At 44.9% G+C, this 12,234-nt stretch carries 20 protein-coding genes and 2 tRNA genes; 17 read left to right on the forward strand and 5 right to left on the reverse strand.

What is annotated here, in order from left to right:
- The first annotated feature begins 3 nt into the window (after window positions 1–3).
- Window positions 4–84: transfer RNA gene (locus BP688_RS07235), tRNA-Ser, on the forward strand.
- Window positions 85–142: 58 nt separating this feature from the next.
- Here the strand turns inward: BP688_RS07235 and BP688_RS07240 are convergent.
- Window positions 143–1,324: a M20 family metallopeptidase gene (locus BP688_RS07240; RefSeq protein ID WP_290596295.1), complete on the reverse strand. Its 1,182-nt coding sequence runs from the start codon at window positions 1,322–1,324 to the stop codon at window positions 143–145.
- 98 nt (window positions 1,325–1,422) lie between these two features.
- Here BP688_RS07240 and BP688_RS07245 point away from each other — a divergent pair.
- From BP688_RS07245 to BP688_RS07280, 8 genes are all read left to right on the forward strand, one after another.
- Window positions 1,423–1,494: transfer RNA gene (locus tag BP688_RS07245), tRNA-His, on the forward strand.
- 240 nt (window positions 1,495–1,734) lie between these two features.
- A complete protein-coding gene (locus BP688_RS07250) occupies window positions 1,735–1,920 on the forward strand; it encodes a hypothetical protein (protein ID WP_290596294.1) in 186 nt (61 codons plus the stop codon).
- Window positions 1,908–2,432 carry a ferritin gene (locus BP688_RS07255; protein WP_290596293.1) on the forward strand — a complete coding sequence of 175 codons (525 nt, stop codon included), beginning with the start codon at window positions 1,908–1,910 and terminating at the stop codon, window positions 2,430–2,432. The genes BP688_RS07250 and BP688_RS07255 overlap by 13 nt, the downstream gene beginning before the upstream one ends.
- A gap of 17 nt (window positions 2,433–2,449) precedes the next feature.
- Complete coding sequence (locus BP688_RS07260; protein WP_290596292.1) at window positions 2,450–2,827, forward strand: desulfoferrodoxin; 378 nt, start codon at window positions 2,450–2,452, stop codon at window positions 2,825–2,827.
- Window positions 2,828–2,845: 18 nt separating this feature from the next.
- A complete protein-coding gene (gene rbr / locus BP688_RS07265) occupies window positions 2,846–3,421 on the forward strand; it encodes a rubrerythrin (RefSeq protein ID WP_290596291.1) in 576 nt (191 codons plus the stop codon).
- 15 nt (window positions 3,422–3,436) lie between these two features.
- Entirely contained in the window at window positions 3,437–3,946 is a 510-nt protein-coding gene (locus tag BP688_RS07270) for a flavin reductase family protein (RefSeq protein ID WP_290623628.1), read from the forward strand.
- On the forward strand, window positions 3,943–4,542 hold the full coding sequence (locus tag BP688_RS07275; RefSeq protein WP_290596289.1) for a DVU0298 family protein: 600 nt from the start codon (window positions 3,943–3,945) through the stop codon (window positions 4,540–4,542). The genes BP688_RS07270 and BP688_RS07275 overlap by 4 nt, the downstream gene beginning before the upstream one ends.
- Window positions 4,505–5,056, forward strand: coding sequence for a DJ-1/PfpI family protein (locus BP688_RS07280; protein ID WP_290596288.1), 552 nt, complete (start codon window positions 4,505–4,507; stop codon window positions 5,054–5,056). The genes BP688_RS07275 and BP688_RS07280 overlap by 38 nt, the downstream gene beginning before the upstream one ends.
- Before the next feature lie 99 nt (window positions 5,057–5,155).
- On the opposite strand, the gene BP688_RS07285 is transcribed toward BP688_RS07280, so the two are convergent.
- On the reverse strand, window positions 5,156–6,034 hold the full coding sequence (locus BP688_RS07285; RefSeq protein WP_290596287.1) for a DNA primase small subunit domain-containing protein: 879 nt from the start codon (window positions 6,032–6,034) through the stop codon (window positions 5,156–5,158).
- A 48-nt stretch (window positions 6,035–6,082) separates the two neighbouring features.
- The gene (locus BP688_RS07290; RefSeq protein WP_290596286.1) at window positions 6,083–7,144 is read right to left on the reverse strand and encodes a PQQ-dependent sugar dehydrogenase; all 1,062 of its coding nucleotides are present in this window, start codon (window positions 7,142–7,144) and stop codon (window positions 6,083–6,085) included.
- A 157-nt stretch (window positions 7,145–7,301) separates the two neighbouring features.
- Here BP688_RS07290 and BP688_RS07295 point away from each other — a divergent pair, with 157 nt between their 5' ends.
- From BP688_RS07295 to BP688_RS07325, 7 genes are read left to right on the forward strand one after another with little or no spacing between them, the layout of a single operon-like run.
- The gene (locus tag BP688_RS07295) at window positions 7,302–7,616 is read left to right on the forward strand and encodes a glycine betaine ABC transporter substrate-binding protein (RefSeq protein ID WP_290596285.1); all 315 of its coding nucleotides are present in this window, start codon (window positions 7,302–7,304) and stop codon (window positions 7,614–7,616) included.
- 2 nt (window positions 7,617–7,618) lie between these two features.
- Window positions 7,619–8,110, forward strand: a complete 492-nt coding sequence (locus tag BP688_RS07300) for a glycine betaine ABC transporter substrate-binding protein (protein WP_290596284.1) — start codon at window positions 7,619–7,621, stop codon at window positions 8,108–8,110.
- A gap of 12 nt (window positions 8,111–8,122) precedes the next feature.
- Complete coding sequence (locus BP688_RS07305; RefSeq protein ID WP_290596283.1) at window positions 8,123–8,566, forward strand: ATP-binding cassette domain-containing protein; 444 nt, start codon at window positions 8,123–8,125, stop codon at window positions 8,564–8,566.
- Window positions 8,567–8,614: 48 nt separating this feature from the next.
- Window positions 8,615–8,965 carry an ATP-binding cassette domain-containing protein gene (locus BP688_RS07310; protein WP_290596282.1) on the forward strand — a complete coding sequence of 117 codons (351 nt, stop codon included), beginning with the start codon at window positions 8,615–8,617 and terminating at the stop codon, window positions 8,963–8,965.
- Entirely contained in the window at window positions 8,934–9,227 is a 294-nt protein-coding gene (locus BP688_RS07315; RefSeq protein WP_290596281.1) for a CBS domain-containing protein, read from the forward strand. Before BP688_RS07310 ends, BP688_RS07315 begins: the two co-directional genes overlap by 32 nt.
- 59 nt (window positions 9,228–9,286) lie before the next feature.
- Window positions 9,287–9,853 (forward strand): ABC transporter permease, encoded by a 567-nt coding sequence (locus BP688_RS07320; protein WP_290623630.1) that lies wholly within the window; start codon window positions 9,287–9,289, stop codon window positions 9,851–9,853.
- A complete protein-coding gene (locus BP688_RS07325) occupies window positions 9,843–10,475 on the forward strand; it encodes an ABC transporter permease (RefSeq protein ID WP_290596279.1) in 633 nt (210 codons plus the stop codon). Before BP688_RS07320 ends, BP688_RS07325 begins: the two co-directional genes overlap by 11 nt.
- Before the next feature lie 83 nt (window positions 10,476–10,558).
- Here BP688_RS07325 and BP688_RS07330 read toward each other — a convergent pair whose 3' ends face one another.
- Window positions 10,559–11,137 carry a [protein ADP-ribosylglutamate] hydrolase gene (locus BP688_RS07330; protein ID WP_290596278.1) on the reverse strand — a complete coding sequence of 193 codons (579 nt, stop codon included), beginning with the start codon at window positions 11,135–11,137 and terminating at the stop codon, window positions 10,559–10,561.
- Window positions 11,138–11,186: 49 nt separating this feature from the next.
- Between BP688_RS07330 and BP688_RS07335 the strand changes: the two genes are divergently transcribed.
- Window positions 11,187–11,996, forward strand: a complete 810-nt coding sequence (locus BP688_RS07335) for a sugar phosphate isomerase/epimerase family protein (RefSeq protein WP_290596277.1) — start codon at window positions 11,187–11,189, stop codon at window positions 11,994–11,996.
- A 5-nt stretch (window positions 11,997–12,001) separates the two neighbouring features.
- Here BP688_RS07335 and BP688_RS07340 read toward each other — a convergent pair whose 3' ends face one another.
- The gene (locus BP688_RS07340) at window positions 12,002–12,190 is read right to left on the reverse strand and encodes a hypothetical protein (protein WP_290596276.1); all 189 of its coding nucleotides are present in this window, start codon (window positions 12,188–12,190) and stop codon (window positions 12,002–12,004) included.
- Window positions 12,191–12,234: the final 44 nt, after the last annotated feature.

Genomic DNA, 12,234 nt, shown 5'->3' on the forward strand with positions numbered 1-12,234 from the left:
TGAGCCGGGGTTGCCGAGCGGTAAGGCGACGGCCTGCTAAGCCGTTGGGCGTTGCCCGCGTGGGTTCGAATCCCACCCCCGGCGTGTGCCAAATTGGATGTTTTTTGCAACTGCTACTCACAAGCCCCACCCACCACCTACCTTAATCTCGTCCAAGCAGATTGCTAATCAGACTGGCAAATATCTTTCCTGCGGTTAATATATCTTCTACAACTACATATTCGTTCGGTGTGTGGGCGAGAGAGATTTTACCTGGCCCAAACGCAATTGTATCAACTCCAGCTTCAATGAAAAATCTTGTATCCATAAATCCACTTGAAATTGCTTTTCTCACACTTATTCCTTCTCTACCAGCAATTGAGGCGATTTGAGACGCTAACTCAGATTTATCGTTTATACACGGAGCTACAGAAAACATAATGTTAAAATCTGCATCACCTACTACACTCTCAATCTCATCTTTTGCGTCCCCCATACTTTCTTCAGGCAAAATTCTACGATCAAAATTCAGTACTGCACTGTCCGGAACCACATTAACTTTTATACCTCCTTTTATTTTTGTAATTGTCAGCGTAGCATTTTTTACAGAACATTCATATCTTGTTTTTCTCTCCTTTACTTTTTGTCCAAGCTCCATAAGTCTGCCTGCAATCCTTACGCATTCTTCAACAGCGTTTACACCAAGTTCTGGTGTGCTGGCATGTGCTGCTCTTCCCATCACTTTAATCTCCCCCCAGATAGCTCCTTTATGACCTACCCAAACATTACTGCAATCTGATGGTTCTGCGACTACCGCCCAATCAGGCTTTTCGACCATACCAAGCATATATCTCACACCACACATCCCACCTATTTCCTCATCGGGTGTTAAAGAGAGCTCAAGGGTGCCTTTCATCTCCATGTTCGACTCTCCAATAGCCATCAATGCAGCAATTATTGATGCAATTCCTCCCTTCATATCTGATGTGCCGCGACCATATACCACACCATTCTTCACAAACCCCTTAAACGCGTCGAATTTCCAGCCTTCACCTGCCGGTACAACATCATAATGTCCGTTGAAGTGTAAAATTGGTCTACCTTTTCCCATTTTTGCAAGCAGAATATATCTCGGGTAGGAAGCCATATCTGGTATGTGTGTCTTCAATTCTTTTTTGGGAACGCTGATAATTTGAGTTTTCATTCCTAAATTCTTCAGAATTTCGTCAACGTATTCTACAAATTCTCTATAGTTTTCCCCAGGAGGCACGACAGTTGGGATAGACACCATATCCTGTAAAATTCTGACTACATCCCTCTCCATTTCCTTTGAAATCTTCCCCATAATTTATTATTCGATTAGATGGGATAAAGTTTTTGGAAAAAGAGATTTATATCCAGACACCAACCCAGAATGTAGGGCGATAGCTCTACCTTTAAATGGCCCGGATGGGGTAGTGGTTATCCTCTGGGACTGTGGATCCCAGGAGCCGGGTTCGAATCCCGGTCCGGGCCCTCTCAGTTCGAGTTGCGCCCCCGACATGACTTTTAGATTGCCGTCGAACATTATAACACCTTTGCTTATATTTTCTCAACTGATGTTTTGGTTATGGCAAATCCGGTTTGTTTCCAAATCTAGAGAGTCAGGACTGCATTGTACTATTGGCACAAGGAGATGAAGCCATCTCAAACAAAAAAGTTCGATTTCCGAATAGAAAAGTTAAAATATTTTGAAGTTCAGTATCAACAAAGGAGGTGATTGTTTTTACTATAAACGACAATGTTGTAAGAGTGATAGAAAAAGCTGGAAGGCTGATAGAGATCGGAAATGCAGCAAAGAAGATGATAAACACAATTGAGAGAAACTCTGGAAGTAACGAGATTAGACTATCAAAAGGTTTAATTATTTACAATAGGGAGGTGTTGGTATGGCATCAATAAGTGAAAAGATGGTTGAGGCGTTGAATGAACAGATAAATGCAGAAATTTACTCTGCATACCTATATCTATCAATGGCTGCTTATTTTGACTCCATAGGACTGAAAGGTTTTGCCAACTGGATGCGGGTGCAGTGGCAGGAAGAATTGACGCATGCGATGAGACTTTACGATTATGTTGTGGAGAGAGGAGGTAGAGTGAAACTCTACGCAATCGAGGAACCGCCATCTGAATGGGAATCACCATTAACGGCCTTTGAGCACACCTACGAGCACGAGGTAAATGTTACAAAGAGGATTCACGAACTGGTTGAGCTGGCGATGAGCGAGAAGGATTATGCGACATACAACATGCTTCAGTGGTTTGTAGCGGAGCAGGTTGAGGAGGAAGCGAACGCGAGCGAGATAGTGGACAAGTTGAGATTGATAGGTGACGATGGTAGAGGATTGCTGATGCTTGACACAGAACTTGGTGCTCGGAGATTCGTGCCAGAGCAGGAGGATCAAACACAATGAAGTTGGGTGGTGATTAGATGACGGAGGTTTTGCAGGTGTATAAATGCATGGTTTGTGGGAATGTTGTGGAGGTCGTACATGCGGGGAGGGGGCAGCTCGTTTGCTGCGGTCAGCCCATGCGGTTGATGAATGTTAAGGAGGCTGAAGAGGGGAAGGAGAAGCATTTACCAGTGATTGAGAAATCCGATGGTAAGGTCTTGGTTAAGGTTGGAAGTATTCTACATCCGATGGAAGAGCAACACTATATTGAGTGGATTGAGCTTTTAGCAGATGGGTTTGTTTACAGAAAGCAGCTCAAACCGGGAGATGAACCCAAAGCGGAGTTTAATGTTGAAGCTGAAAAAGTATCGGCGAGGAGTTATTGCAATATTCACGGTCTTTGGCAGGTTGGATAACAAAAAGGAGGTGTTTGTATGTCGGAAACCCTTGAGAATTTGGTAAAAGCCTTTATCGGGGAGAGTATGGCGAGAAACCGCTACACCTTCTACGCCAAGCTGGCGAAGGAGGAGGGATACGTTTTCATTCAGCGGGTGTTTTTAGAGACTGCCGAAAATGAGAGAGAGCATGCAGAAACACTGTTCGAATTCATTCAGAAACTGAGAGGGGACAACGAAGCAATAAAGGTAGAGGCCGAAGCTCCTTTAGTGTTGGGCAGTGTCGTTGATAACCTAAAAACAGCAATAGCAGGAGAGCATTATGAGAACACTGAAATGTATCCCCAGTTTGCTGAAGTAGCAGAAAAAGAGGGGCATGTGGAGATTGCTGCGAGGCTCAGGGCAATTGCCAAAGCTGAGGAGCATCATGAGGGGAGATATCGTAGACTTCTGGAAGAAGTAGAGAAAGGAACGTTTTTCAAGAGGGACAAGGAGATTGCCTGGGTCTGTCTTGAGTGTGGTTATGTCCATTACGGCACAGAACCACCTGAAGAATGTCCGAGCTGTGGACATCCAAAAGCCTATTACGTCGCTCAGGACTTGCTCTCCCTTTAATTTTTTGGTGGTATTATGGACGTCTCCGCATTGTACAAAATCAGCTACGGACTTTACATTGTCACTTCTGCCAGCAACGGTAAGAAGTGCGGACAGGTCGCCAACAGCGTGTTTCAGGTGACGAGTGAGCCTGTGCAAATCGCTGCATGCCTGAACAAGGAAAACACAACACACAGTTTCGTTAAGGAGAGTGGAGTTTTCGGTATAAGCGTCCTCGAACTCGACACACCGATGCAATTCATCGGCAGGTTCGGGTTCAGGAAGAGCAGCGAGTTCGACAAATTTGAAGGTGTTGAATATAAAACTGGCAAAACGGGTGTGCCATTAGTTACAGAACATGCGGTAGCGGTAATGGAGGCAAAGGTTGTGAAGGAATGTGACGTAGGAACCCACACACTCTTTATCGGTGAGGTTGTTAATACTGAGCTTGTGAAAGATGCAGAAGTTTTAACTTACGCCGACTACCACCTAATTAAGAAGGGCAAAACTCCAAGAACTGCAACTGTATACTTTGAGGACAAATGAAAGGCTTTGAATTTCTGAAACCCTCAAAAATCATCACTTTTTTATACCATCCTCAGGAAATTGTTAGGTTTAAAGCTGCTGAAGCCCTTGGAAAGGTTTGCAAGGGAAAAAGTGCGAGGAATTTCATATTAAGGCTCTTCTGGCATCTCAACGACGAAAGCGGTGGTTACTGTATTGGCGCCCCTCTCGGAATTGCTGAGATAGGCAGGAACAATCCGGAGGTTTTCGAGAACTTCAAAAGCAAATACATCTCACTTCTTGATGATTGGGAGGTTGAGAGAAAGTACGTTGCTTATGGCATTGGTAGAACTGCTGAAATTGTCAGAAATGCATACCCTGACCCAGTAAATAAACTGAGGGAGAAGCTGGAGGAGATTAAAAGCGGAGAGTTTAGGGCTTACGCTGTATGGGCGTTGAAAATGTTGGGTGAGGATGTTTCGGATGTGATTGAGTATTCAAACGAAATCGTAGGGTTTTATGATGGAGAGAGGATCGTAAAGCTTAGACTTAGAGATTTAATCGAAATTTTTGAAGTAGTTCCAAAGCAAAATATTAAACATGAAGAAAGTTCTTATAGTCGGAGGCGATGCGGTTGAGGCACTGGAGATATTTTACCCCTACTACAGACTTAAGGAGGAGGGATTTGAGGTTCACGTAGCAGCGCCAACGAAAAAGGAGCTCCATACGGTGGTTCACGACTTTGAAGAGGGGTGGGAGACCTACACTGAGAAGCCGGGATACCTTTTCCGATGGGTTGACAAGAGTTTTGCAGAAGTTGACCCTAAGGAATACGACGGGTTGTTTATCCCCGGTGGTAGAGCACCAGAATACATAAGGAACTATCCCGAACTTGAGAAGATTGTCAAACACTTTTTTGAAGCGAACAAACCTGTCGCGGCCATATGCCATGGGCCGCAAATTCTCACAGCCTACGGACTGCTGAAAGGGAGAAAAGTCACGTGTTACGTTGCAGTAAAGCCTGATGTGGTTGAGTGCGAAGCGAGTTATGAGGATGCTGAGGTAGTGAAGGATGGAAAACTTGTCACCAGCAGAGCTTGGCCAGACCTTCCAGCTTTAATGAAAGAATTCATCAGCATGCTCAAGGATTAACCCAAATTTTTTAAATTATTTTAGATTAATGTATTGGTATGACTGAAGAGGAGGAGAGGGGAAAGAAGAAAGAAGAATACTACTACGAAGAGGAAGAGGTCAGAGCTGAAAAGAAGAAGCTCTACTATTACGGTGAAGAGACAAAGGCAGAAAAGAAGGAATAGCCTGTTTGCGCGGATCGAATTTTGCGACATCTTTAATCCTCAGAGGCAGGCAAATTCTGGAGACGAGACCGTTGAGAGAGTAAGGGAGTCTTATCAGTCTCATTTCACCGTTCGTAACCCATTCATCTATGGCATAGCTGGAATAAGCCTTTGCGATTTCTCCTCTCTCCTCCTTGCTTAACTTTATCGCCTTCTTGTCAAGGACATGCAAGTGGAACCCCCGGCCTGAGAAAACTATCCGAACCTCTCTGAACTCTGCTTTTAGCTCCTCGTAAAGTTCCAACGTAAACTTTCTAACCTTTTTGAACTCCAACATGCAGAAGCTCAGTCCCTCTCCCCTCTTCATTTTGTCCTCAACGCTGCCATGGTATGGACACTTCACGTTTTCAGGATCAATGTTAAAGGCAAGCTCCTGACCGAGAAAGTTCTCACATTCCCAGCAGTTTTTGTAGTCACAGCCTTTTTTGACGCAGAAACTGAGGTCGGAGTAAAGGTTGCGGTCGTAGTAAACACCTTCTGGTAAATACTGGAGAATATACTCAAGCACATCTCCCAACCCTTTGTGCTCGTCAATTAACACAGCCTTCCTCTTTATGTCCCTGTATTCAGGCGGGTATATATCGGAATGTCTGCCAACTATCACGGCAAAGGCTGTGTTGGCTATGTCTCTCCATTTCAGCCAATTTTCAACGGCTTTAAGGTTAAACTCCCTTTCGTAGAACTTCCTCCTTTCTTCCAGAGTGGAGGGGCGCATTCCTTTCGGGAATCTATACCTTCTCCTATCTGTCCCCCCACTTCCCCCATCTCTTGGCATAGGTGTCATCCTTTTCCTGAAACTCTCTGAACTTCTCAGGATTTGCCTCTACTCTAAAAACACTTCCGACTCCCTTTTCTCCGTGCAGGTCGGTGAAGTAAAGCCCATCTGGACCAAAGGCAAGACCACATGGGCTTGCTGCTCCCCCTGGTAGATGACGAAATCGTTGTAGGACTCTACAGCGCTCGCCTCATCATTCAGAACAAGTTTGACTATCCTCTTTCCCTTCTCCCCCATACCCTCCCTGTAAGCCTCTCCAAACAGTGCAACGAAGAGGTGATCATAGAATTGCGGGGGAAAAGCATCGTTCTGCATGAAGGCGAGATTTGTTGGAGCTTGTGTGTAGTGCCACCAGAAAATCGCATTCTTCCTCACATCACCCGGCCATCCGTAGTTTTCGTAGGGCTTTACCCTCACAATCCTGTCACCATAGTCAGACCCGTTATCTGCGACATACAAATTCTGATCACTCTTTCTCCAAGTTGCACCAAACGGATTCCTAAACCCCTTGGCGTAAACCAGAGAATCTGGATCAGGATTATCCCAAGGTATTTTGCCATCTTTGGTAAGTCTTATCACCTTCCCCCTTAAGTCGCAGTCATCCTGAACCTTCTCCCACACTCCACCATCCCCTGTTGTGAAATACAGCTTGTCATCAAAGCCAATGGTTGGGGAGTGGGCGTGATGAGCCCAGTTTGTCGCAGGAATGTCGTCAATTACTGTAACAAGCTCCTTCAGTTCCATACCCCCTCTCTTTGATTTGGCTCTAACAACCTTGGTCTTCCACTCTTCTCCGTTTCTGTAAAGCATCGTGAGAAATAGGTCTTTGGATTCAGGGTCTACACAAATTCCTGTTACTCCTGACTCTCCACTCCCCGGAAACTCGTAGGTGGGTTCGTAATTCAGAAGATTATCAGCATAGGTATGAACCTCCCCACTTCCGGTCACGACTTTAACACTCCCGTAAAGCTCGGTAACGTAAAAGAATGGCTTGTTGCCCCTTCTTTCACCACTTGTGAAGGCAATGTTTACCGGAAGTTTGAGACCCGTAGCAACAAGTTCCAGATCAAATCCGGGATAAATCCACCATTTTTGCGTTAAATCTTCCATGTTTTAACATGTTTTTTAGTTATTTAAGCTTTTGCAGAGAAAGTTTTATCTGTGAGTTTACCTAAAAAACTTTGGTGATTAAAAATGAAACGCACTGGCTCTTCTTGCAGCCTTTGTTCTTGGTTGCACTCAAAGCGAAGAAGAAGTGGGAGTTATTGTGATTGGATCAAAGCCCTTCAACGAGCAATACATCCTCGCACACATGATTGCTCTCCTTCTTGAGGAAAACGGATACAAAGCTGACGTGAAAGAGGGTTTGGGAGGGACGCTTATCAACTATGAGGCATTGAAAAAGGGGCAGATTCACGTTTATGTGGAGTACACTGGCACAGCTTATAACAATATTCTCAAAATCGAACCTCCTGATGTCTGGGCCCCGGATTACGTTTACGAGAGGAGCGTAGAGGAGATGTTAAATAGAGATGGAATTTCAACCGTTGCAAAGCTCGGTTCAGGGATGATTATGCTATAGCAGTGAAGAAGAATTTTGCTGATATGAAGGGGATAGAGAAGCTGAGCGAGCTTGCCCCTCATGCTGCTGAAATGACCCTCGGCACAGACCCTGAATTTGCTACTCGACCCGATGGCTTGCCGAGAATAAAAGAAGTTTACGGCTTTACCTTCGGTGCTGTTAAGCAGATGGAACCCACACTGATTTGCGAGGCTATAAAGAACGATCAGGTGGATGTAATCTCTGCCTACACGACAGATGCCAGAGTTGACCTATTCGGACTCAAAATTCTGGAGGATGACAAAGGTGCCTTGCCTCCCTACGATGCGGTTATCCTTTTAAAGAAGGGGTTCGCAGACAAACATCCTGAAGTCGTGGAGGTGCTGAAGAAGCTTGAAGGGCTTATAGACACCGATACCATGAGAGCTTTGAATTACAAGTATGATGTCGAGAAGAGAGAAGCAAGAGAGATTGCAGAGGAGTTTCTGGTCGAGAAGGGGTTGATAAAGGATTGAAGTCGATTCAGAATGCTGTGTAGCAGAATAGAGAAGGTTGAGCTGAAGGAGGTTACAAAGGTATACGGCAATCTTACTGCAGTTGATGCAGTTAGCCTTGAAGTTTATGGTGGAGAGCTTTTAGTCCTCATAGGACCCAGTGGTAGCGGGAAGACTACACTACTCAGAATGATCAACCGCCTCGTTGAACCAGACAGTGGGGAGGTTTACATAAACGGCAGAAATGTCAGAGAGTTCGACATCGTGAAGCTTCGAAGGAATATAGGCTATGTTATACAGCAGATCGGGCTTTTTCCACATCTGAGCGTTAAAGAAAATATAGAACTACTCATGAGACTGGAAGGGTGGAGTAACGAGAGGGTTGCGGAAAGAGTTAAGGAACTTATGGAACTCGTTTCTTTACCTCACGAATTTTCTGACAGATTTCCACACCAGCTAAGTGGTGGACAGCAATAGAGAGTTGGTTTAGCAAGAGCTATCGCCTTAAACCCTCCGCTATTGCTTATGGACGAGCCCTTTGGTGCCCTCGACCCAATACTCAGGAAACAGCTTCAGGAGGAATTTCTGAAGATTAAAGGAGTTCTTGGCAGGACGATTGTTTTCGTAACTCATGACATCGAGGAGGCTTTCAAGCTTGGTGACAGAATAGGAATAATGAAGGACGGAAAGCTTCTTCAGATCGGATATCTGGAGGAGCTTGTTTTAAATCCTGCAGACAGGTTTGTGGTGAAGCTCGTTGGTTCTGATCGGAAATTCAAGCACCTCGACACTCTTAAGGTTAAAGACGTGATGTTACCTGCGGAAAACTACACAGTCGAGGTTGGTGGAGGAGTCGAGGATAAGAAAAATTCTTGAGTTTATGGAAATCAGAAATATTGAGTATGCTGTTCTGATCACCAACGGAAGCTTTTCGGGAATAGTTGAGTTGAGAAATTTGATCAAAGCAGAAAGTGTCGGTGAAGTGGTAAAAGAGCCAATTACCTTCTCACCCTCAGATTCTTTGGAAGCGGCGTTAATGGAGATGAAGGAAAGAAAGGAGTTTTCAGGAGTCGTTGTTGATGAAGGAAGACCTGTTGGTGTTTTGCTGTCAAACGAGATTCTCACGAGATTGCTATGAACGTCTTCGAAGTGTGAGAAAGTCAGAACTTAACCCAGAGAACGCTTGAGCATTTAGCAATGTTTGGTATCTCGGTTTTACTTGCTATTTTTATCGGAGTGGCGATCGGTTTGCTGCTTTACAAGGCAAGAACGCTGGCGGAGATCGTATTTAATGTTCTTAATGTCATCGAGACCATACCCACCCTCGCCCTACTCGTCCTCTTTCTTCCGATTCTCGGTCTGGGAGAGAAGCCCACAATAGCTGCAAGCGTCCTGTATTCAATTCTTCCAATAACGAGAAACACGTATGTCGGTTTAACTTCGGTGAGCAGAGAACACATAGAAATTGCTCAGGCTATCGGTTTGAGTGGGTGGGAAATTTTGTTGAGAGTTCGCTTCCCACTTGCACTGCCCTTAATTGCCGCCGGAGTGAGAATTGCTGTTGTCTTCACAATGGGCGTGGTAACTCTTGGCGGTTTGGTTGCTGCAGGTGGACTGGGAGCGCCTCTTCAGACGGGCATTCACCTCTACAGCGTTGAAATAATATCAGTTTCAGGTTTGTGGGTTGGGGTTCTTGCCATAATCTTTGACAAACTTGCTTCTCTGGTTGAAGAACATCTCAGGAGGAGATACCATGGTCACTGACAGGTTAATGGTGGCTGTGGGAGAGCATTTGATTTTAACATACACGTCTCTGTTTCTTAGTATTATTATCGGGATTCCGCTGGCGATACTGGCGATGAGGAGTGAAAGAGCTGCTTCCCTTGTCATTGGCTTTGCCAACCTCGTTCAGGCTATACCGAGCTTTGCAGTTGTAGCTATGGTCGTCCCCCTTCTTGGCATAGGCTTCACACCAGCGATATTCGCCATTTTCCTGAGGACTCTTCTTCCTGTTGTTAAGAACACCTATGTAGAGCTGTCCGAGGTTGATAGAGGGTTGATTGATGCTGCGAGAGGAATCGGACTGACAGAGGTTGAAATTCTGAGATATGTGAGATTTTCCCACGCCCTTCCAGCGATGTTTGCTGGTTTAAAATTTGCTACCATACTGGCAAACTTGATAGCGATTCTGACTGCAATAATTGGTTCCGGGGGACTTGGAAGGTTTGTTTACGAAGGTCTGGCAAGCTTTAACACCGAAAAGATACTGATGGGAGCTGTTCCAGCCATAATAATAGCTATTTTGATTGATCTAAGCTTTACGATTCTCGAGAGGAAATTTACGCCGGTAGCTATGAGGGAGGGAGTATTGGATGGAAGTCTCTGAACTGGAAAAGCAAGTCTTGAAAGAATGACAGACTTTTCACCGGGCATCGGAGCATGCAGATTCCATCTTTTTAAAAATAAAATTTATACAAAGCTTTTGAAAACCGCTAAAGCCCTTTCAGCGGACTCCCTGTCATAGATTACAAGTGCTATCTCTTTCACAAACGAGCCTTCAAAGCTCTTTACAGCCTCAAGAAACGTTTCAACAACCTTCTCCAGCTCACAGCCATATATACCTGCACTTACAGCCGGGAAGGCTATTGAGTCTATTTTCATCTCTTCTGCCTTCCTTAGCGGACCGAGAAATGCCTTGAAGAGTTTCTCTTTCAACCCTTCGTCCCATTTTCCACTGCATATTGGCCCAACTGTGTGAAAGACGTATTTTATTCCCCTCTCCTCCAAGTTCATGGCTGGCGTGACAACAACCTCTCCGTGGTCTATGTAATCCCTTCCGAATTGCTCCCTCATTGCCTTCTTGCTGATTTCTGTGTACTTACCCGCATCTCCTGCACAGGCTTTTGCAATTGCGTAAGCAACCCCACCGCCATGTTCAAGCCTCTTGTTGGCTGCATTGACAATCGCCTTTGCTGGATAGCGGGTAATGTCACCCTGCGCAAGTTTTAAAGTAATTTCATTCATCTTCATCTCGGTCAGCACTTCCATACATCACATTTGACGGAAGTTATAAAAAGATTCATTCAACGTATGGTTTATGAAGAACTTAAAAATAGGCTCATCCCTTTGGTATGGCCACCGTCCTTTTTCAAAAAAATTTAGAGAACTTTTGGAGATCGGGTTCGACTACTTTGAGATTAGCCTTGATTATCCCTTTCCAGATGAGGGTGACGAGCTTGAAAAGGCTGTGCGGGATTTTGGAATTCAGCCAGCATTTCATGCTCCGCTTGACATTCTGCTGGCATGTCCGAGGGACGAAATATTCAGAGCATCAATGAAAGTGCTTGAAAGGTGCTTAAGCTTCGCTGCAAAGTTTGAGACCCTCTACTTCAACTTCCATGCCCTTCACTTCACACCCACCTTCCTTTTTCCGGAGATTCGTAACAAGGCGGTAAGAAATGTTGAAGAAGCATGCAGATTTGCGGTGGAGTTTGGAAAAGAGTCAGGATTCGAAGTTTGCTTAGAGAATGATCGCTTTTTCACTGAGGAATTTATCAGAGGAGACATAAAGCTCACTCTTGACTTGGGGCATTTCGCAGTCGAGGAGACGTGGTGGGGAAGGGACTACAGGGATTCGCTGATAGGGTTCGTGGAGAGGTATGGAGATAGAATCTTGGTCACACATGTCCACGATGTCAGCTTCAACCCCATTCAAGACCATCTTCCGCTTGGTAGCGGTGATTTTAACCTCCAATTTCTTAGCTGGCTTTTGAGAGAGAAGACAAGACCAAAATATGTTTTACTGGAAATATTCTGGAAGGGAAAAAGAGGCAGTAAAGTTTTTGCCGATTCCAAAGACCTCGAAAGCAGTTTTGAAGTTCTAAGGAGTGTTGTCAGGTGTAGTTGATCCACTCAGCAGTTGTAATGCCTCCTAACCCTCTTCACACCTTCTATTTCGAGTAAGCCCTCCTCTCCAATCCCCGATACTCGAACTATGACGTCGTAGTCATAGAATACTTCATGCACTTCATCGCAAATCTCTCTTAGCCTTTTAATGACTTCTCCCTTTTTCGTTTGATCTATCCAGACCTCCAGGTACATGACTTAATCGGTCTGGCAGTTAATTTGACTTTTTTGGTTTTTTG

Source organism: Archaeoglobus sp. UBA230 (genome assembly GCA_002507545.1).
In the GTDB taxonomy this organism is placed as follows: Archaea; Halobacteriota; Archaeoglobi; order Archaeoglobales; family Archaeoglobaceae; genus Archaeoglobus.